Source organism: Flavobacterium sp. PL11 (genome assembly GCF_035985025.1).
Lineage (GTDB): Bacteria > Bacteroidota > Bacteroidia > Flavobacteriales > Flavobacteriaceae > Flavobacterium.
On the sequence record NZ_JAXCIA010000002.1, the window covers coordinates 76,515 to 100,976 of the forward strand.

Sequence of the window (24,462 nt, forward strand, 5' to 3'; positions counted from 1 at the left end):
CTAAAAATTAAAGTGTACATCTAAGTTTTTGATAAAATCCTTTTAAAATATTCTGGGCGTTTTCGCCTAGACGAACCGCGCTTTTTGTTTCAACCGTTTTGTTCGTTTCTTTTAAAAAGAATTTTTATTGCAAATCAAATTCGTCAAATTCCCATGAAAAATAGTAATTAATGAAATGATCCTTAAATTAAAATGCGACAACGAATAAAAGAGCTTTTAGACAAAACTCTAGTTACTTATTTGAAAATTGCATAATAATACAACATACAAGAATTAAGAATAAATAAGAGTTTTTTATAAATTTAAATCAGCATAATTAAAGTATTTCAATATCTTTAATAAAAGAATCGTAATCAGCATAAAAATCTTCTAAAGCGCTCATTTTTTCATTATAAAATGTAAAAATTTGATCCCAGTTTTTTCTATTGCTTACGCCAACACCCAGTTTTTCAATCCAAACCCGACTGATGTTTTTACCACTTTCTAAAGTGTATTCTTTTTCAAAAACTAAGTCTTTTACAAACTCTTCTTCAAGAATATTTTTCAAAGCTACTAGTTTTTCAAAATAAGCAATTCTTTTTTCGTCACTGCGATGTTCGATGTCAATTAAAACTTGTGCTTTTTTATTATCAACATAGAATTTAAAGGAGAAGTCTTTAATTTTAGTATCATACAACAACCATTTTCGTGGATATTTCTGTGCAAATTCGACCCAGAATTCGCGTTTCAATCTTTGAGTTTCTTCTCTACTGTACATTAGTGATGAATTTTAAGGCAAGAAAATTGGGCTTACTAAATTTTCTACCTATATTTATTAATAAATGTAATTTGCAAAAATAGACTTTGAATATGAATTTTCAAGAATTTTTACAGTATGTTCCTAAATTAATTGATGTTTCATTGCCGGCATTTAAGTCGCATGAAAAAATGGGACCTTTAGAACGACTTCAACATTATGAGAAATTAAACGATACCAATAAAAATCCAAAAATGGCTGGCGTTATGATGCTGTGCTATCCTAAAGATAATAAAGCTCACATCATTTTAATTATTCGAAATACGTATAAAGGAATACATTCTGCTCAAATTGCATTTCCTGGCGGAAAATATGAGCAAGAAGATCAAGATTTTGCATTTACAGCACTCCGAGAAACACAAGAGGAAATTGGAATCAGTCCCGAAAAAATTGAAATTGTAAAATCATTTACTAAACTATACATCACACCTAGTAATTTTATGGTTCATCCTTTTTTGGGAATCAGTAGAGAAAAGCTTACTTTCATTCCTGATCCTAATGAGGTTTCAGCAATCATTGAGTTGCCATTATCCGTTTTATTAAACGATTCAATTGTTATAGAAACTAATGTTAGCACTTCTTATCTTGGCGATATAGACATTACAGCTTTTAAAATTGAAAATAAGATTGTTTGGGGTGCTACAGCAATGATGTTAAGCGAATTAAAAGATGTATTAAATGAGGTTTTAAATCCCTCGTTTTAATTGTAAAATATCTTTTTTTTTAAAAAATCATCAATTATTATTTTCGTATTATTGTAAAGAAAAGAATAAAATAAATAAAATAATGCGATTGTTTAAGCGAAATCCCTTTGGGCATATATTATTTATAAAGAAATGGTTAATCCGTCTTTTTGGTGTTAGTACGCATAGAAGGTATAGAGGTTTCAATGAATTGCAAATAGAAGGATCAGAAATTATTAGAAGTTTACCTAATACTAATGTGCTTTTTATATCTAATCATCAAACCTACTTTGCTGATGTGGTAGCTATGTTTCATGTTTTTAATGCCAGTCTTAGTGGGCGAGAGGATAACATAAAAAATATTGGATATCTCTGGCAACCTAAAATGAATATCTATTATGTAGCTGCTAAGGAAACCATGCAAGCTGGATTGCTAACTCGAATTATGGCTTATGCTGGAGCAGTCTCAGTGGAGCGGACTTGGAGAGCTAAAGGTGTAGATGTTTTAGAGAAAAAAGATATCAATCCTGATGATACTGAAAATATTAAAATTGCTTTAAATGACGGTTGGGTTATCACCTTCCCTCAAGGGACGACTAAATCATTTAAGCCTGTTCGTAAAGGGACTGCACATATTATTAAACAGCATCGTCCTATTGTAGTGCCTATTGTAATTGATGGTTTTCGCCGCTCATTTGATAAAAAGGGTTTACGAATGAAAAAGAAAGGCATTCTGCAGTCGTTTATAATTAAGGAGCCTTTAAATATTGATTATGATAACGATACTATCGATCAAATAGTAGAAAAAGTAGAGTATGCTATTGAACAGCACAGCTCATTTCTTAAGGTAATTCCTGCTGAGATTTTACACGAACAACAAGAGTTAGATAAAACTCGAAAATGGGAATATTAAATTAGTTACAGTAAGTTTAATATCACATCATATCAACTCTAAAATTAGATGAACTTAGCTTAGAAATTCCACTACAATTAAAATGCAATTATCCGTCATTATTCTCAATTACAACGTTCGCTATTTCTTAGAGCTTTGCATCATTAGCGTACAAGAGGCACTTTCAGCAATTGATAGCGAAATAATAGTAATTGATAATAATTCTCACGATGAAAGTTGTGCAATGATGGAAAGTCATTTTCCACATATAAAGCTTATTAAAAACAACGAGAATGTAGGTTTTTCCAAGGGCAATAATATCGCTGTAGCTCGTGCAAAAGGCGAGTATATTTGTATCCTCAATCCTGATACTGTTATTGCGGAAGACACTTTTACTAAAATTTTGGCTTTCGCCCAAGAACAAAAAAATCTAGGAATTATAGGTTGTAAACTTGTCGATGGAGCAGGAAAATTTCTTCCAGAGAGTAAGCGGGGTGTTCCTACGCCATGGGTCGCTTTTACGAAAATTACGGGTTTGTATAAATTATTTCCCAAATCAAATATTTTTGACAAATATTACGCAGGACATTTGGATGAAAATCAAACAGGGGAAGTTGATATTCTTGTGGGTGCATTTATGTTTATGAAACGAGATTTATACCTGCAGGTGGAAGGATTTGATGAGGATTGCTTTATGTACTCTGATGATGTTGATCTCTCTTATGTTGTGTCTAAGCAAGGAAATCAGAATTACTATTTTCATGAAACAACGGTCATCCATTATAAGGGCGAGAGCACGGTAAAAGACGGAACATATATGAAACGATTTCAGGAATCGATGAATTTTTTCTATAAAAAGCATCTTAAATCAAATGGTTTAGGATCACTTTTTTTTGCCGCTTTTATGAAAATGGGAATAGTGTTTTTTTTCTTTACTAGAAAATTGCAACATCAAACACAGAAAAAGATAGTCCCTACGGCTTATTACCTTTATTCAAACTCTGAAATATTGGTAAATAGATTAGCTTTGATTTTACAAAAAAAAGTGAGTTTGCATAATATAGAAACACAAAAAGAATTAATTTCGTGCTTCAATAAAAATCATAAGTCGATCGAAATAATTTTCGACAATGCAATATATTCTTTTAAAGAATTTATTACGTTTATCGAATTAGCACAAAATAAAGGTTTTACATTTAAAATTAAACCTGAAAATGCTGAATTTTTAATAGGAAGCAACAATAGTAACGATAGAGGTGAGGTTATTAAAATAGATTAAAAAAATACATTTAATGTAATTTATATTTGAAATATTTAGTAATTTCGCAAACTGAAAATCAATATTACCTTTTAGGTTAACAATATGGCAAGATTTGAATTAAAACTTCCTAAAATGGGGGAAAGCGTCGCAGAAGCTACCATTACAAACTGGTTGAAACAAGTTGGAGATAAAATCGAGGCTGATGAAGCAGTTCTTGAAATCGCTACAGATAAAGTAGATAGTGAGGTTCCAAGTGAAGTTTCGGGTGTTTTAGTAGAACAATTGTTTGGAAAAGATGATCTTGTTCAAGTAGGTCAAACTATTGCAATTATAGAAACTGAATCCAGTGAAGTTGCTTCAATAGAGACTCAAGAAGTAGCTCCTGAAGCGGTTGCCGAGGTGATTAAGATGGTGAACGCTGCTCAAGAAAGCGTTGCGCCAGCTGTTGATTTCTCTGAGTCTGAAAAATTCTTATCACCATTAGTCAAAAATATTGCTAAGGAAGAAGGCGTTTCTGTAGCAGAATTAGAGGCAATTAATGGAACCGGAAAAGAAGGTAGAGTCACTAAAAATGATATTTTAGAATATATAAAAAATAGAGCTAATCAACCAGTTGTTGCTGAGCCAGTTACAACGGATGCACCAGTTCAAAAACCAGTTGCGGCTCCAATTGCTCAAAAAGCGGCTCCAGTTTCAGTAAGTGGTGGCGATGAAATTATTGAAATGGATAGAATGCGCAAACTTATTGCGGGTTATATGGTTGCTTCAGTACAAACCTCAGCGCATGTGCAATCCTTTATTGAAGTAGATGTGACCAATATTGTAAAATGGAGAGAAAAAAATAAAAACGCTTTCGAAAAAAGAGAAGGAGAGAAGTTGACTTATACGCCTATTTTTATGGAAGCTGTTGCGAAGGCTATTAAAGATTATCCGGGAATGAATATTTCTGTTGACGGTGATTATATTATCAAGAAGAAAAATATCAATCTTGGAATGGCGGCTTCTTTGCCCAATGGTAATTTGATCGTTCCTGTTATTAAAAACGCAGATCAATTGAACTTAGTAGGAATGGCTAAAGCGGTAAACGATCTTGGTGGTCGAGCCAAGGCTGGAAAACTAAAACCAGATGATACTCAAGGCGGAACGTACACGGTTACTAATGTTGGAACTTTTGGAAGTGTTTTTGGAACACCTATTTTGAATCAGCCACAAGTTGGAATTTTAGCTCTTGGAGCCATTCGTAAAGTACCAGCAGTAATTGAAACACCAGAGGGAGATTTTATAGGCATCCGTCAAAAAATGTTCTTGTCGCACAGTTACGATCATAGAGTTGTAGATGGCGCATTAGGAGGAAGTTTTGTAAAACGTGTTGCCGAATATTTAGAAGCTTTTGATATAAATAGAGATTTATAAAAAATTATAATCTTAATTTAAGCCCGACTCATTTTAGATAGTGAGTCGGGTTTTTTTATGTCAAATTATTAGTATTTATTGAATAAATGCTGAGGTGTTTTAGGTATTCTAGTTATATTAATTTAACACATTAAAGGATTTTTGATAATAACATTCCATATTTTAAAGGCAACAATTTTTCTATTAAAACTTAAAATCTAAACTGCATATAAATTTAAACTCAAATTTCTATATTTGTAATCACACAAAAAATAAAAATGGAACTTAAACTCAGTAGACCTATTTGCTTTTTCGATCTTGAAACCACAGGAATTGATATAGGTAAAGATAGAATTGTAGAAATTTCAATATTCAAAGTTTTTCCCAACGGAAATAAAGAAAGCAAAACTTGGTTGGTGAATCCTACGGTTCCAATTCCGGCGCAAACTACCGCTGTTCATGGAATTACAAATGAAAAAGTGGCTAACGAACCTACTTTTAAAGAACTGGCGACACAAGTTCATAATATGATTAAAGACAGTGATCTAGCTGGATTTAATTCAGATCGATTTGATATTCCATTGTTAGCAGAAGAGTTATTACGCGCCGGAGTAGATTTTGATATGAAAGGGAAAGTTTCCGTAGATGTTCAAACCGTTTTTCATAAAATGGAAGAACGTACTTTGAGTGCTGCTCTAAAGTTTTATTGTGGTACAAAATTAGAAAATGCACATTCTGCAGAAGCTGATACGATGGCGACTTATGAAATTTTGAAAGCACAATTAGACCGTTATCCAGAATTAGAAAATGATATGAAATCATTATCTGAATTTACAACTAGAAAGAAAATTGCTGATTTTGCTGGAATGATTGCTTTTGATAAAGACAATGAAGAGATTTTTACCTTTGGAAAACACAAAGGCGTAAAAGTGAATAAAATCTTGGAAACTGAACCGGGTTATTTTAGTTGGATTCAAAATGCTGATTTTCCTTTGTATACTAAGAAAGTATTGACTGCAATTAAACTAAGAAAATTGAATACTAAATAAAAAATCGGTAGTTTTCAACGCTCAGTTGGACTGAATAGTGAATGCTAAAAACGGAATATTATGAAAATAATCTGCATCGGTAGAAATTATACCAATCATATAGAAGAATTAAAAAACGAAAGACCTGCGGAACCTGTTGTCTTTATGAAGCCTGATTCAGCTGTTTTATTAAAGCAACATCCCTTTGTAATTCCTGAGTTTTCAATTGATGTGCACCACGAAATAGAACTTATTATAAAGATTAGTAAGGTTGGAAAGTATATTGAGACAAAGTTTGCACATAAATATTATGACGAAATCAGCGTGGGTATTGATTTTACTGCGCGAGATTTACAGGATAAATTAAAAGCAAAAGGACTTCCGTGGGAGAAAGCAAAATCATTTGACGGTTCAGCGGTTATAGGCGAGTTTGTGAGTAAAGATCAATTTAAGTCTTTAGAAAATATTACTTTTGAACTCAAAAAAAATAACGAAACCGCTCAAATAGGTAATTCAAGCTTAATGTTATGGAAAATTGATGAATTAATTTCGTATGTTTCACAGTTTTTTACACTCAAAATAGGTGATATAATTTTCACAGGAACTCCTGCAGGAGTAGCAGCAGTGCAACCAAACGATATTTTAGAAGGCTTCTTAGAACAACAACAACTATTTAGAATACAGGTAAAATAATGGCTATACATTACAATCTTTCAAAAGTGTACGCACTTTCAGATAACGATCCCGATTTTGTAAACGAAATTCTATCGCTTTTTGTGACAGAAGTTCCTGAAGATTTGCAACAAATTAAGGAAGGAATTAAGAAAAAAGATCACAAACATGCTTACTCTTTTGCGCACAAGATTAAACCTACTTTAGATTTAATGGGTTTAAATGTTGCATTTGAAGAAATTCTCCAAATAGAGGCATGGACTAAAGCTGAAGGTAAAAAAAAGGATATTAAAGAAACTTTTAAAAGCGTTAAAAAGCAAGTCAAAGAAGCAATAAAAGAAATTAAAAAAGACTTTAATTTATAGTATTTGGACGAGATCATATTTCCACCATAGTTACAGTATGTTCTAGCCATACATTACAATCTTTTTTTTATTTCGCTATTGTTTTATAAATAAAGAATTGCCAATACTGCTTGCCTGCCGGAAAAGCATGGTCCATTACGCCAAAAGAGAAATGTCTAAGTAAAGTCGTTTCTCTTTTTGATTTAGTTAAAATTTGATAATCTAAAATTTAAATAATGAAAGCAACTATAGTTACTATTGGTGATGAAATATTAATAGGCCAAATTGTCGATACCAATTCGGGTTATATAGCTAAATCCCTTGATAAGATAGGTGTTGAAATCAATGAAATGATTTCTATAAGCGATAATAAAAAGCACATTTTAGATACGTTTGCAAAACTTCAAAATACAGTCGATGTAGTTATTATAACTGGCGGTTTAGGGCCAACTAAAGATGATATTACAAAAAAAACTTTTTGTGATTATTTTGAGGATGAACTTATTGTAGATATAAAAGTTGAAAAACATGTGATTGATCTTATTGAACGAGTGATGAACAGACCAGCCTCGCAAATTAACAAAGATCAAGCGCTAGTGCCTTCTAAATGTACCGTACTGCATAATCAAGTAGGTACAGCACCTGGAATGTGGATCAAAAAAGAAGATACGGTATTTATATCGCTTCCGGGAGTTCCTTATGAAATGAAATACTTAGTGGAGCACGAAATAATTCCGAAGATAGTTCGCGAATATAAACGCCCTTATATCATTCATAAAACCATAATTACCTATGGACAAGGTGAAAGTCTAGTTGCAGAACGTATCGAAGATTGGGAAAATAATTTACCTGATTTTATTAAACTAGCTTATTTGCCAGCTCCTGGAAGAGTTCGTTTGCGACTTTCAGCAAGGGGAACAGACAAAGAAAAATTAGAATCAGCTCTACTTGATAATGTCAATTCACTTAATGCGATAATTAGCGATATCATCTTTGGTTTTGACGATGATGAGACTATAGAAGTTGTTTTAGGAAAACTAATGACAAAGCACAATAAAACAGTGGCATTAGCTGAAAGTTGCACAGGAGGAAAAATTGCACAACTATTGACATCCGTTTCTGGTGCTTCTCAATATTTTAAAGGTGGAGTCGTTTCCTATGCAACCGAAGTTAAAACTGATATTTTAGGTGTTCCTCAAAGTGTAATAGACCAGCATACTGTGGTTAGCAGTGAAGTTGCTTCGGCAATGGCTTTACGTATAAAAAAGATGATGAATACGGATTATGCAATTGCCACAACAGGAAACGCAGGACCGTCAAAAGGAGATTCATCTGCTGAACTTGGAACGGTTTTTATTGCATTAGCAACACCTACGGCTTTAATAGTAGAAGAATTTAATTTTGGTCAACCACGTGAAAAAGTGATAGATAGAGCAGTAATCAAAAGCTTAGAGCTATTACATAAAGAAATTTTGAAAATTGTATAATAATAATGTTGGTAAATAGGTTTATTTTTCTTTTCTTTGCACCCTGATTTTGAATAACGATAAAAGATAAGTATAATGTCAAGAGTTTGTGACCTTACGGGTAAAAGAGCGATGGTAGGAAATAACGTTTCTCACGCTATGAACAAAACTAAGAGAAAATTTTCTGTAAACTTAGTTAAGAAGCGTTTTTATCTTCCAGAAGAAGATAGATGGATTACTCTAAGAGTAGCTGCATCTACGATAAAAACAATTAATAAAAATGGGATCGCTGCAGTTTTGAAAAAAGCACAGTCAGAAGGATTTATTAAATAATCCCTTCCAAAATAAAAATATAGCAAGATGGCAAAGAAAGGTAATAGAATCCAGGTAATTTTAGAATGTACTGAGCACAAAACTTCGGGTGTTGCAGGTACATCAAGATACATCACCACTAAGAACAAAAAAAACACACCAGATAGATTGGAGATTAAGAAATTTAATCCAGTATTGAAACGTGTAACAGTTCACAAAGAAATTAAATAATAATTAGAGATTTTAATATTAATCTATGATGGTAACATCTAGAGTTTTTATAAATTTCAAATACACATTTCAATCATGGCAAAGAAAACCGTAGCATCGTTACAAACAGCTTCAAAGAGATTATCAAAAGCCATCAAAATGGTGAAATCTCCAAAAACAGGCGCATATACATTCGTAGAATCTATTATGTCTCCAGAATCAGTTGATGATTTCTTGAAAAAGAAATAATATTCAATTAGCACTATATAGAAAAGCTACTTTCATTCGGAAGTAGCTTTTTTATTTTCTATATTTACCTTTAAAAAATGTATAGCTCGCTTGGGCATAATTACTTCATTTTTAATACTATCTATACCATGAGTTTTTTTAAAAAAATATTTTCATCCGATAAAAAGCCATCTGCTTTAAATGAGCAGGAAAAGCAAACCTTAGATAAAGGTCTTGAAAAATCTAAAACTTCTTTCTTTTCTAAATTGTCTAAAGCAGTTGCAGGCAAGTCTAAAGTTGATGAGGCAGTTTTAGATAATTTAGAAGAAATATTAGTAGCTTCGGACGTAGGCGTAAATACAACTTTAAAAATCATAACTCGAATTGAGAATCGTGTAGCAGCTGATAAATATCTTGGCACAGAAGAGCTCAATGAAATTCTAAGAGAAGAGATCGCTAGTTTGTTATCAGAAACTAATTCTGGTGAGGCAACTGAATTTTTGATACCCATTCAGGCCAAACCTTATGTTTTAATGGTTGTAGGTGTAAATGGTGTGGGTAAAACAACTACTATAGGTAAATTAGCATACCAGTTTAAAAAATCGGGTTATAAGGTGGTTTTGGGAGCAGGTGATACTTTTCGAGCAGCAGCAATAGATCAATTACAAATCTGGGCAGATAGAGTGGGTGTACCAATAGTTAGACAAAATATGGGTAGTGATCCTGCTTCTGTAGCGTTTGACACGCTGCAATCAGCAGTGGCACAAGATGCAGATATCGTAATTATTGACACGGCTGGACGATTACACAACAAAATTAATTTAATGAATGAGTTGACCAAAGTTAAACGGGTGATGCAAAAAGTAGTTGTTGATGCGCCACATGATGTTTTGCTAGTTTTGGATGGTTCAACAGGGCAAAATGCGTTTGAACAAGCCAAACAATTTACAGCCGCTACAGAAGTAAGTTGTTTAGCAGTTACAAAACTTGATGGTACCGCTAAAGGCGGAGTTGTAATTGGCATTTCGGATCAATTTAAAATTCCAGTTAAGTATATTGGTGTTGGTGAAGGAATTGAAGATTTGCAAGTTTTTAACAAATATGAATTTGTAGATAGCTTTTTCAAATAGATCTTAATAAAATGAAAAATCTTAAACCACTGCATCTTTATTTTATTAGTATTATTTGCTTTGTATTGGCAAATCTACTTAGAGATAGCATTAATTTTGCCTACGGTTTTTTGTTAGGATTTGGCGTTATCGTTTTTTTATTTGCTATTTATAAAAAAGTAAAAAATTAATAATTGACTATCTGTAATGAACTAAAGATGAGTTTCGTTAAAAAATTAAGTAATAAGTATCTGTAAAGTTGACATTAGATAATCCTTTAAAACGTAACATTTGTTGTGATAATAATGATCCGTTCGATTAGTGGACATTCTTACAATGATTTTTCTAATAAAGAACTTTATAAATCATCGATAAATATAAAAATCATTTTAAAAAATAGAAGTAAAAGATGAAGAAAATTACTGGAGTTATTATAGTATTTATGTTATTTATTGCCTGTAAGCAAACGATACAGCAAAATGATATTACTAAAATAGACGGTTACTGGGAGATTACAAAAGTTACTTTTGACAAAGGTAAAGACAAGGATTATGGAATGAATGAAACTTACGACTATTTTGAAATTAAAGATAATAAAGGAATACGTAAGAAAGTTAAGCCACAATTAGATGGTACATATTTAGTTAATGATACGTATGAAAATGTATTAGTGCGTTTTTCAGATGAAGGTGTATTTTTAGATTATGATACTCCCTATATGAAGTGGAGTGAGGAAATTATAAAATTATCAGATGAAGAGCTAGTACTTATTAATAAAGAAAAAACAGAATACCACTATAAAAAAACAGAAGCAATAAATTTATTAGGTGATGGCAAAACGATTAAATAATCAAAGTACTATTGGTGATGTTTTAAAACAAATTATTCAGGTAAATAAACTTCAACCTGGCATGGATCAAATTGACGTCAAAGAAGCATGGAAGAATCTTATGGGAAACGGTGTGAACAGTTATACTAATAATGTGGTTTTAAAAGGAAGCACCTTGTATGTGGAATTAACCTCTTCCGTTTTAAGAGAAGAATTAAGCCATGGAAAATCTAAAATTGTGGCTATGATCAATGAGGAATTGAGAAGAGATGTGGTAAAGGATGTGGTGCTGAGATAAGTGGTGATTGGTCAGTTTTTAGTTTCCAGTTCTGATTATAAAATCAAAATCCCGTTTCAATAGTTGAAACGGGATTTTACATTTTGTATTATTTTAGTTTTAATTTGTGAGTAAATACTGAATAAAACTTGAACATTGAATACTAGAATTGCTCTCTTCCAGCAAAGTGAAAAGCACCTTCAATAGCTGCATTTTCATCACTATCAGAACCGTGAACTGCATTTTCTCCAATAGAAGTTGCATACGCTTTACGAATTGTTCCGTCAGCAGCGTCAGCAGGATTTGTAGCACCAATTAAAGTTCTAAAGTCTTCAACTGCATTGTCTTTTTCTAAAATAGCAGCAACGATAGGTCCTCTTGACATAAATTCAACTAATTCACCATAAAAAGGTCTAGCAGCATGAACTTCATAAAAAGCTTGTGCATCAGCAATGGTTAATTGAGTTAATTTCAAAGAAACGATTTTGAAACCTGCAGTGGTAATCATTGCAAGTATATTTCCGATGTGTCCGTTAGCAACAGCATCAGGCTTGATCATTGTAAAAGTTCTATTTGTAGCCATTTTATTTTTTTTGTTTTATAATTTTGTGCAAAAGTAAACTTTTTTGTCTTATTATCTTATGAATAATAAAGGAGTAATCAAAAAAAATTACAAAGTAATTACTTCAAAGTTGTTTTCAAGTGGTTTTAATTGATTAATAATCATAGGAATTAAATTTTCTCCATCTTGAAGATAAAATTCTGAAAAATTGGCTTGTCGTTCTTGTAAACCTTGGTTGGGAAATAAATCATTTTGCAATTCAATCATGCGTTGTAAAATATCACTTAGTTTTCTTTTTTGTGCTTTTAATAATCTTTTTTCTAAATGTGCCAACCCTTTTATTTGCTTTGCTTCTTGTGCCTTTACTGCTCCAATAAATGACTCATCTGTAACAGTAGCTATATTGTAAAGATCTTTAAATTGAGCAATTAATTGCTCTTTTAAAGGGGTTAAATCAATTGGAAATGCAGATAATTCTTTAGTTTTTTTATTGATTAGTTCATCCTGCTTAGAAAATAAATCGCTCCAGTTTAGATCTAGCTTATCAGCCTTGTTTGATTGTTTTTCAGAAACTAATAATACTGAATTTCGAACCAAAAGCATTGGAAAAGTAACTTTTGAAACATCAAAAAAAGATTTCAATTCCAACCAATAGGCAATTTCCCCACCACCACCTATATAGCATAAATTTGGCAAAATCACCTCTTGATATAACGGTCGCATGATTACATTGGGACTAAATTTTTCTGGACTTTGTTCAAGTAAATTTAAGATTTCAGCTTCAGAAAATTCAATCTTAGTATTGTTTACCTTATATTTTTCATCTTCAAAAATGATTCGTTCCCTTAAAGTGTCTTCGATATAAAAAAGATTAATTTCACGGGGATTAACTTGAATGCTGTATTCTTTTAATTTTTCAGTAGTTTCTAATACTAACTTATGAGAAGATTGATGCAGCAATTCCTCCTTAGCATACGGAATAAATGTTCGTTTTAAATCAGCATGATCAGCATCAATAATTACTAGGCCATAACTTCCAAATAATGAATTGGCTAAGTGTCTAGTTGCATCTGCTAGATTATCATGGTTTAAATATGCTTCTTTAAACATTTTTTTGATTTCTTGTGCATTAATACTAGAGCCTAATTCTAATTCGTATACTTCAAAAAATTCATCTAAACCTTCAGTTGACAATCTCCCTACAGGGCCTAAACTGCTAGTATTCCATCTGAATTTTTTTCCTTTAAAATTGAAGTAATTAATTTCTTCAAAATCATGATCTTCAGTGGCCATCCAATAAACGGGAACAAAATTATAGGTAGGATACTTTTCTTTTAGCTCATTTGTTAAATTGATAGTAGAAATTATTTTGTATAAAAAATATAGTGGTCCACTAAATAAATTTAATTGATGACCGGTGGTTACTGTAAAAGTATTAGAGCTTAGTAGGGATTCTATATTGTCTTTCGTCAAAAGAGAAGTTTCAATATGTGAATACTGATTTTGTAATACTGAGACTAAAACGTTTCTTTTTATATCGTCATTGCTATTAAAATTGGCTTGCTTTTCTAAAATTTGATTTTCAAAATTTTCAATTTTTGGAAAGCGATTGTATAAGGTGTGTAAATTATTTTTTTGATCTAAGTAATCATTCATCAAGGAAGAGAAATATCCTGAATTTTGATAGGTGATACAGTCCGTTGGCATAGTAAATAATATTTGATGCTAAAATAACAAATCTTAAGTTATTATTTTTAGTTTAAGAAACCTTTGTGAAATTTGTAATTCGTTTATTAGCTTTAAGCGTAGCGCTGATTTATAGTTTTTCATTATCGAAATTTAAGCGTCTTCTTAGAGCAATACTAATTATTAAACATAAAAAAGGCTGCCTTTTGAAGGGCAGCCTATAATGTGATTTGTTAATATTTTATCTACTGAAAAGCGTAAGTTGTTAATCTAAAATTACTAGATGCACTAGTAAAAGTGTAAATTGTATTAGAGAAAGCAATTTTAAAAGCTTCTCTCTTTATATAAACTCCTTTTGGATCCAATAATTCGTTATCGATATTAACTAAATACGCAGGAGGAGCTGCAGTCCATCCATCATCTGTTAATATAAGAGTTTTATTCACTGGATCTTCAGTAACTGTAACAAAATGAAATATTGAAGCTTTACCACCTGTAAAAGTGTATGCAATGTAGCTACCATTGACAGGATCATTAAATGTAAATTGAATTCTATTAATTCTTTGCGGAGCTGTTAAAGCAGCATTTGCTGCGTTTAACAGCGAATTTGCGAACAATGAATTAGATGGCGCTGTTGCTAAATTTGCGGCAATATAACCATAAACTGTAGATGGATTTCCAGGTAAGAAAATTTTATAATCATCAGTGATCACTAATGGTTTATTAGAATATCTTATAGTTGCTTTTACTCCGGCTGTTCCAGTAGCATTAAAGTTTCCAGTTGCTGGATCGTATGTAAAAGCTGATAGTTCTTGATTTCCTGCTTTTATTGGCGGACTTACTATAATTCCTGTTGGAGTGTAAGCAATTCCTATATTATTAGTAACACTAGATCCTGTTTCAATTGAATTTGATGTTGCAAATCTTGCAGGTCCAGTAAAACTAAAATCAAATTGACTAACTTTCGTCCCATCCGTTATTTCTAATAATCGAAACAAAGGTCTTGTTGAAGCTCCAACAACATTTGGAATCATCTGTCGGGCTTGTGTTAAATCTGCCCAGTCTGTAGCTTTTGCCTTTACGAAACGCAATTCTTCAAAGCTACGATTCGTTCTAAAAATGATGTCTCCGTTTTCCTGTCCGTAATACAAAAACTGGAAATCTCCTTTAAAGCCTTTTCCTCTAAGGGCCTGAGTTGGGAAACTATTAGAATCTGATAGTAAATGAATTCTATTTTTAGTTGTAAATACTAAACTTACCGTACTTCCTAAAACGACATCATATTCACTTGAAGATATAGAAGTGTCGTCATCAAAATCAGAAGCCATATCTACTTTACCATCTTTAAATTTGAAAAGATGCGTAAAACCACCTAATTGCGTGTTATCAGTAAAATAAACCGCTTTCCATCCAAATTCTGAGGACATTAATAAATCGTTCAATTCCTTCTCTCTTGCATTAAGTCGTTCTGTAGGTGAACCATTAAATAGAGAATCTAAAGACTCTTTATTATCACAAGAGACCAAGTGGATCGCCAAAACGGCGACCAAAAGATATTTAATTATTGTTTTTATGTTCATGTTTTTAAATTTATGTTATGATAAATTATTTTAATATTTGAAGATATATAAATTAATAATTTTTTTGATAGCTATTAATTGTTGATCACTTCGTTCGTATTTTTTTCAGCTTCATCTCTCAATTTATAAAAATCGATGTTAAAACTATCTTTAAAATACTTAACCACAACGGCTTCCTTTAATTTTATATTAGCAACTGCTGTTTTATTTACGATTCCAGCTAATATTGCTTCATATTCTACTTTAGAATTAATTAGCATTTGCGCAGCCATTTCTGCAAAATCTTCGTTCACATTCGATCTAGCATAATCAGTAATAAAACCTTCCTCTCTTGCAACTGTTGTAGATGTTGCATACCAGTTAGAAGTATATCCTGTTGGAGTAATTTTAGCAAGTGTTTTTTCATCAAAAGGTTTCGTTTGATTTAAGATATGGATGTATTCGTGCTGTATAGTAGCTAAAAATTGTTTTACATTAGCACGATCCTTTCTATTTACATTATCAGTTTGAAATAAAGTAATTCTTAATCCACCTTCAGCTAGACCTAAAGTAATAGTTCCAGTGCTATTTAAATTTAGACCTCCTACTAATACAATTTCTCTTGGTGCAATTTTTTTTACAAAGTCTGGACCCGCAACATTTTTATAGGTATCCAACCAGATTTTTTGTACTATCTCTAAAGCAGGTTTTACTTTTGGTTGCAATGGAGGAAATAAAAAGCGATTATTGTCTACTGCATTTTGATTCCACTTGTATTGTACATTAATATTATATACGTCAAGATAGTTTAAGTCAATCCACTTATCTAAATCACTTTTTACAGGAGTTGATAAATCTAACTGACTTTCTTTTAATGGTTCATCATTTGTACAAGCTGATAAGAGCAGCGTAACAAAAAGAACTGTAATTATTTTATATTGATTTTTCATTTTCAAAATTGTTGGAGTTACTAATTAACGTGGATTCTTTTCTACACCTGTTTCGCTAACATGCAATGGAATTTGAAGTGCTTTACGTAAATCATCTTTAGCCAAAACATTATCTGGTTTATTATATATCTTATGAGCTACTTTTAATCCAAAACGTTTGATATCAAGCCATCTTAAGCCTTCATGAATAAACTCTCTACGTCTTATTTCAGCTAATGCTTTAATATAAGAACTTTGTATAGGAGTTAAGGAATAAAAAGGGGTATATTCATCAGTAATTACTGGATATTTAGCCACTATTCTAGCTTGCGTCATTTTATCTGTAGCTGGATTGTAACCAACTATACGATTAGATAAAAAGAAATCAATCTCTGCATTGGCAATATCCAATTGATTATTCATAACATGCGCCTCAACTCTATTTAAGAAAAGTTCATCATTGCTTAATAATACTAATGCTGCATAAGGAAGTCCAATTCCTGCATTAGCATTTGTAAATTTGAAATATTCAACAAATTTAGGAACAAAAATTGTTATTTGACCATTGTAAGATAAAGGTCTGTAAAGAAATCCTTTATTTAATAGATTAGTTCCATTACCAAAAAGTAAATCTCTATCAGCTCCTGTTAATTGAAAGCGGTTTGAATAAAAACTTCTGGTATAAATAGATGATGCTGATACAATTAGAAGATTAGTATTTTCACTCTCCTGAGAATACTTTCTTTGCCCAGTATTAAAATCCAGATCGAGGTACGACTGATAGTTTCTTAGTTGATTAACAGGCGCATTACCTAGTTCATTTGAAACTGCAATAACTTTATCCCATTCAGCAGTTACAGTATAAAAACGGCTTGCAAAAGCATTGGCGGCAGCTTTATTAAAATGGAATTTTGGTAATTTATAGTCGCTAGTCACTAATGGTAACCCTAGTTCTAAATCTGCTTTGATAAATGCAAAAACTTCTTCAACTGTATTTCTACTGTATTTTTTTATAAGTATTGTTTCTGGCTCTAAAATATAAGGAATTCCCATATCAGTTTTTGCAGTTGCAGGATTAAACCTTGGCGACCAAAAAGAAACTAACATAAAGTGAGCATAAGCTCTGGCTAATAATGCCTCTCCTTTTTGCGGATTTAAGTTAGAAGGATTTCCTAATTTATCAATTGCATCTAATGCTTGATTAGCATGAGCGATTGCTGTATAACATGCATCCCAATATTCAGATGGAGTATCTCTATTGATGTCATCTGGCATTTCCCAGTTATACATTTGCGTGTTTTTCACTGTTGATAAGGTCAAATCACCACTGTCAAAAACATTATCGCTCATAGTCTCTGCAAATTCCATATAATTTGATTCTGGATATGCTTTCACTAGTATCTCTGAAATTTTTGCAGGGGTATCTAGTTGAGTTCTATTATCAGGAACTTCAGATAAAAAGTCATCACAACTGGTACTTAGTCCTATAAGAACAAGTAGGGATAAGGTTAATTTTATTTTTTTCATATTCTTTTTAATTAAAATGATACGTTTAATGAAAATGTGTATTGACTTGTAATAGGCTGAGAAACTCCTCCTGATCTATAAAATTCTGGATCTTGTCCATTCAATTTTTTATCAGAATAAATCAAAAGAGGATTTGCAGTTGAGGCTTTCATACTAAAGCTATTCATATTTAATTTCTTTTTAAGATCTTTAGGAAATTCATAACTTACTGACACATTTTTAAGTCTTACAAATGATCCATCAGCCACTCTTTCATCTGAATAATTATAAGCATTGTAGGCTCTAGTTAAGTCTTTAGAATCAGCAGCGTAATTAGCAATCAATCTTTGATCAGCGATTACAGGAATAGTAGTAAAACGCTCATCACCAGCATTGATCCATCTGTTTGTAAACTCTTTAGTAAAGACTGTTAAGTCATCATAAGAATCAGAATAAATTGGATTTAAACGAACTTTATTTCCACCAGCTGCAACTATAAAAATGTTTAAAGACCAGTTCTCATACGTAAATGTGTTAGAGATACCCGCTGACTTATTCGGTTCAATAGATCCCTCATACTTTAAATACTTGGTAACGTTTTCTGTATCTTGAAAGTTAGCTCCAGCAATATTATCACTTTCACCATCGGCCATTATAAACGTAGGTAGTCCTTGATTATTTAAACCTTTAAACTGATAAGAGAATATGGCATTTCTTGGAGTTCCTACTGCATTTCCTCCAGTACCATCAACTAAGCCTAATACGTTTGGATTGTTTTGTAGTTTTGTGATTTTTTGATCATACACTGAGAAATTAAAACTGGTTGACCATTTTAGCTTTGTATTTTCAAGATTTCTTGTATTGATAGAAAACTCAATACCTTTAGTTTCCATATCGGCATTATTTCCTTGCTTAAATTTCTGACCACCAATTCCAGAAGTAGTAACAAAATCAACTAAATCAAACGCTTTACGACTGTAAATGTCAGTGGTAAATTGTAATCTATTGTTGAATAAGCCTAAGTCTAAACCAATATTAGTTTCAAATTGTTTTTCCCAAGTTAAATCGCCGTTTTGCAGCTCATCGATATTTAATCCTGTTTCTCTATCCCCTAAATTAAGACGATCTGTGATAAAACTCCTGTAAATAGCTAATGAATTTGTAGCTGGTCCTGCAGTAGCAGTAAGTCCGTAAGAACCTCTTACGGCTAATGTATTTACCGCTTTAACATTACTCATAAATGCTTCTTCCATAACATTCCACTTTCCAGAGAAAGTGTATGTAGGCAACCATCTAGAGGAATTGCTATTTCCTTGTCTATTAGATCCATCATAACGTCCTGTAATAGATCCTGTATAACGTCGATCATAGGTGTATCCTACTTTACCAAAGAAACCAACTGTTCTTTCTCTTTCTTCATTAAAACCATAGTAAGATTCTCCACCATTGATTAATTTTTCTAAAATACGAGGATCAGTAAATGCTGTTAAACCTCTATCATATTGAAGTCCGTAAGCAGTAAAATTATCACTTGATCGATCAACAGATCGCAATTCTTGACCAAATAAGGCTTCAAACTCATGCTTATCACCAAAAACATTTTTGTAATTAAAACTGTTTCTAATATTATATGAAGTTAAATCATTGGTAAACTTACGCAAGATACCACCGTTTGGTAATACTGATATTTTTGGAGATGTTAGGTTATCTGGATCTTGGTACAAAAATATGTTTGCATCTCTTACAATCGTTGTTTCCTGTGCGTTATAAGCACCTATAATGTTTGATTTTTCAAGGATATTATGCTCTCTTATTGTGTTTGCATAACGCGCATTAGCTGTTAGATTGTAAGTTAATTTAGAATTAATCTTATAAGCTAGATCTGCCTGAAAGCGAATATCTTTAACATTAATGTCCATATAATTATTTTTCAACTCCTCCACTATGTTTATTGGAGCCCAGTTGTTTCTATAATACTCATAGTTTCCATTGTCATCATAAGGACGTAGAGCTCTGTTTGTATTTAGAACATAACTAAAAGGGTTTATATCAAAATCTCTTGTAGTGCTTCCACTTACACCATCTCTAAGGCTATCATAACTTCCCGGTGCTGATTGATTTCTTACAGAAGCTTGAGTTGATAATGTTAAACTTAATTTATCATTGATAAAAAACGTATTTTTCAAATTTGATGATAATTGATTTACACCATCAGCAACAGTCCAGCCTGGATCAGTATAAAAAGCTAAAGAGGCGAAGTAGGCGTTATTTTTTCCACCACCAGAAAAGCTTAAAGAATGATTTTGTGTAATTGATGGTCTAAATAAAACTTTAAACCAGTCTGTATTTGCCAATTCATATTTTCTCAAAAATGCATTTCTGCTAGGCTCATCATTTCTTACTCCAAAAGTTCCGCTAGTTTGATCATAAGTGTTTATTGCCTTTGCAAGAATATTAAACACTCCTCCGTAACGACCTTGAGCCGTTGACGGTAAATCTAAAAAACCTTTAGCTTCCATTTCTTTTAAAATACTCATTGTCTCTTGAGAATTCAAGATGTCATACTGACTATAAGATGGTACAGTTCTCGCAGTTTGATCTAATGTATAAGTAACACTTAAAGGAGATTCTCTTCTACCTTGTTTTGTGGTTACAACGACAACACCATTAAGAGATCTTGATCCATAAATAGAAGTAGCAGATGCATCTTTAAGCACTTCAATGCTCAATACATCACTAGCATTTAATCCAGCGATTGATGAACTGATCAAAGTTTCTGAATTTCCAGAAGCTAAATCAGCAAAAGAAAGATTTACAATATCTTCTTGCACAATACCATCAATTACCCATAAAGGTTTTGTATCTCCAAAGATAGAAGAAGATCCACGAACGGTGATTTTTGGTGCAGTACCAAAAGTTCCAGTAACGTTTTGAACAGTTACACCTGCCGCTTTACCTTCAATCATTCTACTAATGTCCACAACTCCTTCTACCATCAACTCTTTACCAGTAATTTTACTAATTGCTCCAGTAAAGGTTCTTTTAGACGTTTTTTCATATCCAGTTGTAATGACAACTTCCTTTAAGCTTTGCTCGTTTTCTACTAAAACAATTGTCATTGCGGTAGTCTTAATGGCCACTTCCTGAGTGGTCATACCGATGTAAGATATAACAAGTCTTGTGCTATTATCAGGCATGTCAATGGTAAAATTACCATCAAAATCAGTAATAACGCTTTTGTTCGTTCCCTTAGCCATTACGGTAGCTCCTGGTAGCGGTAATCCTGATTGGTCTACCACTCGTCCTCTCACAATTGGGGCAACAGCTAACTCTTTTTTAACTTTTTCAGGATTTAAATCATTTGGCAGTTTTCCATTATCTGCTATTAATTTTAAAGAATTTACATTATAATCTATATCGGTTAGCTTTTTAAGACTGTTTGCCATCGTAATAGTGGAAAACACAAAAGCTATCACAAATTGAATTAAAGTTATTTTCATGATTCGATGTAGTAATCGTTGTTTTACAACAGTTTTTTTCATAATTAAGTTTGTTTGATTATTACTATTATTGGGTATTGTGCAATCTTTGTTTTTAATTTCTAAATCAAAAATTGATTTTTTGAATTGTTTGAAATATAATCAGCAACGGTCAAATAAATGCTTTAGTGGAAGCCGATTTTTAAACAAATGTAAAAGCGAAATTAATTCTGATTTTATTTTAATTCATTTCTATACTATTTCTATTTTCATACTTTTATATTAATATTAAGATCAGTTGATAAATATTTATCATTAATTGGGGTTGTAAGGTAGCAATTATTTAGCTTTTCCTTAGCATAAATTTTTTTTTACATAGATTTTTAATTCAGCTTAGTAAATATTTGATTTAGTGCACTATGGATCGAAAAGAGCCAGCTTTATTCAAATGATACCATAGCCATCTTGCTATTTATACTTTTTTTTGATTAAAATTTCTTCTTATTTTAGCTATTCCTTAACAAAAGATGGATTTCAAAAATAATGATTCTAATTTCAGATGATGAGATTATCTAATGAAACACCATATTACAATTATTTTAGAAGTTATAAACGTATTACGATTGTTTCCTCATTCGCTTTTTTAACTATTCTATGATATAATAAAGTAGCGCTTGTTATTAATCTACAAATCAATGCGATTTCCTTACCATCTAATCCTTTATAATATTTTAAGACTAAGGATTTTTTTGACTTTGTGACAATCATTTATTTATTCATCTTTTATTTTAAGTATAAAGCAACTCAAAAATTTGTCTCGCTAATTAGTTTGGATTAAAGATTTTTTTTTGATTAAAGAAATATTTTTATTGTACTATTACTGATAAGATAATTCAGAACTATTAACATAATTATTCCAAGAAAATATTTAGCATAATTAATACTATCATAAACTGAAATCGTTTTAAATAATTATCCACTATTTTTGCACAAAATAATTACCTCTTGAAAACAAAATTGCTAGTTATCACGCCTCCTTTTACGCAATTGAATACACCGTATCCTGCTAGTGCATATATTAAAGGTTTTTTAAACACTATTAATGTAGAGTCCGTTCAAGCTGATTTTGGTATCGAGGTGATCTTGCAATTATTTTCGAAAGAAGGGTTGAAAGATTTGTTTGCTGTTGCAAAAATAGAAAGTAGTGTCTCTGCAAACTCGAAACGTATTTTTGCTTTGCAAGCTGAATATATTAAAACGATAAATTCTGTAATCCGATTTTTGCAAGGAAAAAATCCAACTTTAGCACTTCAAATTTGTCAGGAAGATTTCCTCCCAGAAGCTTCCCGATTTGCACAACTAGAGGAACTCGATTGGGCGTTTGGAACAATGGGTACACAAGATAAAGCTAAACATTTAGCCACTCTATATCTAGAAGATATTTCAGATTTTATCGTAGAATGCATCGATGAAAACTTTGGTTTTAGTCGCTATGCAGAACGTTTGGGGCGCAGCGCTAATTCCTTTGATGAGTTGTATACAGCGTTGCAGCAAAAACGAACATATATTGACGCCATCTTTATTTCGATTTTAAAAGATCGAATTGAGACTGTAAAGCCTACTATGTTTCTTATTTCTGTTCCTTTCCCAGGTAATTTATATGCTGCTTTTCGCGCTGCACAATGGGTAAAAGAAAATCACCCACATATTAAAATTTCGATGGGTGGCGGTTTCCCAAATACAGAACTCCGATCAGTATCGGATGTGCGCGTTTTTGAATTTTTCGATTTTATAACCTTAGACGATGGTGAGGTTCCAATTGAAGAATTGATAAAATCCGCAAACTTTGAAGAAGCGGAAAAAAAATATAAACGAACATTGCTGCTTGAAAATGGAAAAGTAGTTTATAAAAATAATTCGACCAAGCCAGATTACAAACAAGCACAAGTTGGCACACCTGATTATTCGGATTTGCTTTTAGATAAGTACATTTCAGTTATTGAAATCGTAAATCCAATGCACCGAATGTGGAGTGACGGAAGATGGAATAAACTGACGATGGCACATGGTTGCTATTGGGGAAAATGTACTTTTTGTGATATTTCATTGGATTACATCAAAATTTATGAGCCCGTTGCCGCTAGTTTGCTCTGTGATCGAATGGAGGAAATGATTGAGCAAACCGGACAAAATGGTTTCCATTATGTAGATGAAGCTGCACCTCCGGCACTGATGCGGGCGCTAGCACTTGAAATCCTGAGAAGAAATCTAGCTGTAACTTGGTGGACTAATATTCGATTTGAAAAAAGCTTTACAAAAGATTTGTGTCTCTTGCTTAAAGCATCTGGTTGTATTGCCGTTTCTGGTGGTCTTGAAGTGGCTTCGGATAGATTACTAAAGCTTATTGACAAAGGAGTTACAGTTGAACAAGTAGCAAAAGTGACTAGCAATTTTACTGAAGCTGGAGTGATGGTTCACGCTTATTTAATGTATGGCTATCCTACACAAACCGTTCAAGAAACGATAGACAGTCTGGAAATGGTGCGGCAATTATTTGAGGCTGGCGTTTTACAATCTGGTTTTTGGCATCAATTTGCTATGACGGCGCATAGTCCTGTTGGGATGTATCCTGAGAAATTTGGAGTAATTGCGCAACAAAATGAAATAACTTTCGCTAACAACGATATAGCCTTTATAGATAAAACAGGAATAGATCACGAAAGGTTTAGTTATGGACTCAAAAAATCATTATTTAATTTCATGCACGGAATTTGTTTTGATTATGAGTTGCAAGATTGGTTTGATTTCAAAATTCCTAAAACGAAAATTCCTCGAGATTTTATTTATACGGCTTTATCAATAATTCCCCCTTTAGAGATTAAAGGGCTTTCTAAAATAGTTTGGCTAGGAGCAAAACCTGCCGTTGAATATTTTACAAAATCTAAAAAAGGAAATTCTTGGGAAATGGTCACGCTTACTTTTCACGATAAAAAAGAAAGTTTTAGTATTCAAACTAATAAACTTGAAGGAGAATGGCTAATGGAGATCCTTCAAAAAATAGCTGTTTCTAATGCTAAAATATATACTTTTCAAGAAGTTAAAAATGATTTTGAAAGTAGTTTGGAAGATTTTGAGTTGTTCTGGTATGCAAAACCAGTCAAGACTTTAAGAGAATTTGGGTTATTAGTACTATAGCTATTAAAATAATAACTATAGTATTTTAGCATAAAACTACTTTTTTT

The 24,462-nt window shown here is 32.1% G+C and carries 22 protein-coding genes; 15 read left to right on the plus strand and 7 right to left on the minus strand.

The window, feature by feature from the left end; translation table 11 throughout:
- Positions 1–316: 316 nt before the first annotated feature.
- The gene (locus tag RCH18_RS01890; protein ID WP_326935073.1) at positions 317–757 is read right to left on the minus strand and encodes a DUF4268 domain-containing protein; all 441 of its coding nucleotides are present in this window, start codon (positions 755–757) and stop codon (positions 317–319) included.
- A gap of 92 nt (positions 758–849) precedes the next feature.
- On the opposite strand from RCH18_RS01890, the gene RCH18_RS01895 reads away from it, so the two are divergent.
- The 14 genes from RCH18_RS01895 (at position 850) to RCH18_RS01960 (ending at position 11,520) form a co-directional block, all read left to right on the plus strand.
- Positions 850–1,500, plus strand: a complete 651-nt coding sequence (locus tag RCH18_RS01895) for an NUDIX hydrolase (protein ID WP_326935074.1) — start codon at positions 850–852, stop codon at positions 1,498–1,500.
- Between the two features lie 82 nt (positions 1,501–1,582).
- Positions 1,583–2,392, plus strand: a complete 810-nt coding sequence (locus tag RCH18_RS01900) for a lysophospholipid acyltransferase family protein (RefSeq protein ID WP_326935075.1) — start codon at positions 1,583–1,585, stop codon at positions 2,390–2,392.
- Positions 2,393–2,474: 82 nt separating this feature from the next.
- A complete protein-coding gene (locus RCH18_RS01905) occupies positions 2,475–3,650 on the plus strand; it encodes a glycosyltransferase family 2 protein (RefSeq protein WP_326935076.1) in 1,176 nt (391 codons plus the stop codon).
- Between the two features lie 84 nt (positions 3,651–3,734).
- Entirely contained in the window at positions 3,735–5,045 is a 1,311-nt protein-coding gene (locus RCH18_RS01910; RefSeq protein WP_326935077.1) for a dihydrolipoamide acetyltransferase family protein, read from the plus strand.
- Positions 5,046–5,302: 257 nt separating this feature from the next.
- Positions 5,303–6,073, plus strand: a complete 771-nt coding sequence (locus RCH18_RS01915) for a 3'-5' exonuclease (RefSeq protein WP_326935078.1) — start codon at positions 5,303–5,305, stop codon at positions 6,071–6,073.
- 60 nt (positions 6,074–6,133) lie between these two features.
- Positions 6,134–6,745 (plus strand): fumarylacetoacetate hydrolase family protein, encoded by a 612-nt coding sequence (locus tag RCH18_RS01920; RefSeq protein ID WP_326935079.1) that lies wholly within the window; start codon positions 6,134–6,136, stop codon positions 6,743–6,745.
- Positions 6,745–7,089: an Hpt domain-containing protein gene (locus tag RCH18_RS01925; RefSeq protein ID WP_326935080.1), complete on the plus strand. Its 345-nt coding sequence runs from the start codon at positions 6,745–6,747 to the stop codon at positions 7,087–7,089. The genes RCH18_RS01920 and RCH18_RS01925 overlap by 1 nt, the downstream gene beginning before the upstream one ends.
- A gap of 215 nt (positions 7,090–7,304) precedes the next feature.
- The gene (locus RCH18_RS01930; protein WP_326935081.1) at positions 7,305–8,555 is read left to right on the plus strand and encodes a CinA family nicotinamide mononucleotide deamidase-related protein; all 1,251 of its coding nucleotides are present in this window, start codon (positions 7,305–7,307) and stop codon (positions 8,553–8,555) included.
- Positions 8,556–8,630: 75 nt separating this feature from the next.
- Entirely contained in the window at positions 8,631–8,867 is a 237-nt protein-coding gene (gene rpmB, locus RCH18_RS01935) for a 50S ribosomal protein L28 (RefSeq protein WP_024980263.1), read from the plus strand.
- A 27-nt stretch (positions 8,868–8,894) separates the two neighbouring features.
- Positions 8,895–9,077, plus strand: a complete 183-nt coding sequence (gene rpmG, locus RCH18_RS01940; protein ID WP_016988713.1) for a 50S ribosomal protein L33 — start codon at positions 8,895–8,897, stop codon at positions 9,075–9,077.
- A 75-nt stretch (positions 9,078–9,152) separates the two neighbouring features.
- The gene (locus RCH18_RS01945) at positions 9,153–9,305 is read left to right on the plus strand and encodes a DUF4295 domain-containing protein (RefSeq protein WP_326935082.1); all 153 of its coding nucleotides are present in this window, start codon (positions 9,153–9,155) and stop codon (positions 9,303–9,305) included.
- Between the two features lie 128 nt (positions 9,306–9,433).
- Positions 9,434–10,414, plus strand: a complete 981-nt coding sequence (gene ftsY, locus RCH18_RS01950) for a signal recognition particle-docking protein FtsY (protein WP_326935083.1) — start codon at positions 9,434–9,436, stop codon at positions 10,412–10,414.
- Positions 10,415–10,802: 388 nt separating this feature from the next.
- Positions 10,803–11,243, plus strand: a complete 441-nt coding sequence (locus tag RCH18_RS01955) for a lipocalin family protein (protein WP_326935084.1) — start codon at positions 10,803–10,805, stop codon at positions 11,241–11,243.
- Positions 11,224–11,520: a DUF721 domain-containing protein gene (locus RCH18_RS01960; RefSeq protein WP_326935085.1), complete on the plus strand. Its 297-nt coding sequence runs from the start codon at positions 11,224–11,226 to the stop codon at positions 11,518–11,520. Before RCH18_RS01955 ends, RCH18_RS01960 begins: the two co-directional genes overlap by 20 nt.
- Positions 11,521–11,662: 142 nt before the next feature.
- Here the strand turns inward: RCH18_RS01960 and RCH18_RS01965 are convergent, their stop codons facing one another.
- From RCH18_RS01965 to RCH18_RS01990, 6 genes are all read right to left on the minus strand, one after another.
- Complete coding sequence (locus RCH18_RS01965; RefSeq protein WP_326935086.1) at positions 11,663–12,082, minus strand: nucleoside-diphosphate kinase; 420 nt, start codon at positions 12,080–12,082, stop codon at positions 11,663–11,665.
- A gap of 87 nt (positions 12,083–12,169) precedes the next feature.
- Positions 12,170–13,768, minus strand: coding sequence for a bacillithiol biosynthesis cysteine-adding enzyme BshC (bshC, locus tag RCH18_RS01970; protein WP_326935087.1), 1,599 nt, complete (start codon positions 13,766–13,768; stop codon positions 12,170–12,172).
- Between the two features lie 224 nt (positions 13,769–13,992).
- On the minus strand, positions 13,993–15,327 hold the full coding sequence (locus RCH18_RS01975) for a DUF4302 domain-containing protein (RefSeq protein WP_326935088.1): 1,335 nt from the start codon (positions 15,325–15,327) through the stop codon (positions 13,993–13,995).
- A 74-nt stretch (positions 15,328–15,401) separates the two neighbouring features.
- Positions 15,402–16,256, minus strand: a complete 855-nt coding sequence (locus RCH18_RS01980; protein ID WP_326935089.1) for a zinc-binding metallopeptidase — start codon at positions 16,254–16,256, stop codon at positions 15,402–15,404.
- Between the two features lie 24 nt (positions 16,257–16,280).
- Complete coding sequence (locus RCH18_RS01985; RefSeq protein WP_326935090.1) at positions 16,281–17,762, minus strand: RagB/SusD family nutrient uptake outer membrane protein; 1,482 nt, start codon at positions 17,760–17,762, stop codon at positions 16,281–16,283.
- Between the two features lie 11 nt (positions 17,763–17,773).
- Entirely contained in the window at positions 17,774–21,283 is a 3,510-nt protein-coding gene (locus RCH18_RS01990; RefSeq protein WP_326935091.1) for a SusC/RagA family TonB-linked outer membrane protein, read from the minus strand.
- Between the two features lie 942 nt (positions 21,284–22,225).
- On the opposite strand from RCH18_RS01990, the gene RCH18_RS01995 reads away from it, so the two are divergent.
- Positions 22,226–24,415, plus strand: coding sequence for a B12-binding domain-containing radical SAM protein (locus RCH18_RS01995; RefSeq protein ID WP_326935092.1), 2,190 nt, complete (start codon positions 22,226–22,228; stop codon positions 24,413–24,415).
- Positions 24,416–24,462: the final 47 nt, after the last annotated feature.

Excerpts from the sequence above, each read along its gene's own strand:
- RCH18_RS01895 (WP_326935074.1), top strand. The coding sequence starts at position 850 with ATGAATTTTCAAGAATTTTTACAGTATGTTCCTAAATTAATTGATGTT.
- RCH18_RS01910 (WP_326935077.1), top strand. The coding sequence starts at position 3,735 with ATGGCAAGATTTGAATTAAAACTTCCTAAAATGGGGGAAAGCGTCGCA.
- RCH18_RS01930 (WP_326935081.1), top strand. The coding sequence starts at position 7,305 with ATGAAAGCAACTATAGTTACTATTGGTGATGAAATATTAATAGGCCAA.
- RCH18_RS01965 (WP_326935086.1), bottom strand. The coding sequence starts at position 12,082 with ATGGCTACAAATAGAACTTTTACAATGATCAAGCCTGATGCTGTTGCT.
- RCH18_RS01955 (WP_326935084.1), top strand. The coding sequence starts at position 10,803 with ATGAAGAAAATTACTGGAGTTATTATAGTATTTATGTTATTTATTGCC.
- RCH18_RS01915 (WP_326935078.1), top strand. The coding sequence starts at position 5,303 with ATGGAACTTAAACTCAGTAGACCTATTTGCTTTTTCGATCTTGAAACC.
- RCH18_RS01905 (WP_326935076.1), top strand. The coding sequence starts at position 2,475 with ATGCAATTATCCGTCATTATTCTCAATTACAACGTTCGCTATTTCTTA.
- RCH18_RS01980 (WP_326935089.1), bottom strand. The coding sequence starts at position 16,256 with ATGAAAAATCAATATAAAATAATTACAGTTCTTTTTGTTACGCTGCTC.
- RCH18_RS01945 (WP_326935082.1), top strand. The coding sequence starts at position 9,153 with ATGGCAAAGAAAACCGTAGCATCGTTACAAACAGCTTCAAAGAGATTA.
- rpmG (WP_016988713.1), top strand. The coding sequence starts at position 8,895 with ATGGCAAAGAAAGGTAATAGAATCCAGGTAATTTTAGAATGTACTGAG.
- RCH18_RS01925 (WP_326935080.1), top strand. The coding sequence starts at position 6,745 with ATGGCTATACATTACAATCTTTCAAAAGTGTACGCACTTTCAGATAAC.
- RCH18_RS01960 (WP_326935085.1), top strand. The coding sequence starts at position 11,224 with ATGGCAAAACGATTAAATAATCAAAGTACTATTGGTGATGTTTTAAAA.
- RCH18_RS01890 (WP_326935073.1), bottom strand. The coding sequence starts at position 757 with ATGTACAGTAGAGAAGAAACTCAAAGATTGAAACGCGAATTCTGGGTC.
- RCH18_RS01990 (WP_326935091.1), bottom strand. The coding sequence starts at position 21,283 with ATGAAAAAAACTGTTGTAAAACAACGATTACTACATCGAATCATGAAA.
- rpmB (WP_024980263.1), top strand. The coding sequence starts at position 8,631 with ATGTCAAGAGTTTGTGACCTTACGGGTAAAAGAGCGATGGTAGGAAAT.
- RCH18_RS01985 (WP_326935090.1), bottom strand. The coding sequence starts at position 17,762 with ATGAAAAAAATAAAATTAACCTTATCCCTACTTGTTCTTATAGGACTA.
- RCH18_RS01920 (WP_326935079.1), top strand. The coding sequence starts at position 6,134 with ATGAAAATAATCTGCATCGGTAGAAATTATACCAATCATATAGAAGAA.
- RCH18_RS01900 (WP_326935075.1), top strand. The coding sequence starts at position 1,583 with ATGCGATTGTTTAAGCGAAATCCCTTTGGGCATATATTATTTATAAAG.
- ftsY (WP_326935083.1), top strand. The coding sequence starts at position 9,434 with ATGAGTTTTTTTAAAAAAATATTTTCATCCGATAAAAAGCCATCTGCT.
- bshC (WP_326935087.1), bottom strand. The coding sequence starts at position 13,768 with ATGCCAACGGACTGTATCACCTATCAAAATTCAGGATATTTCTCTTCC.
- RCH18_RS01975 (WP_326935088.1), bottom strand. The coding sequence starts at position 15,327 with ATGAACATAAAAACAATAATTAAATATCTTTTGGTCGCCGTTTTGGCG.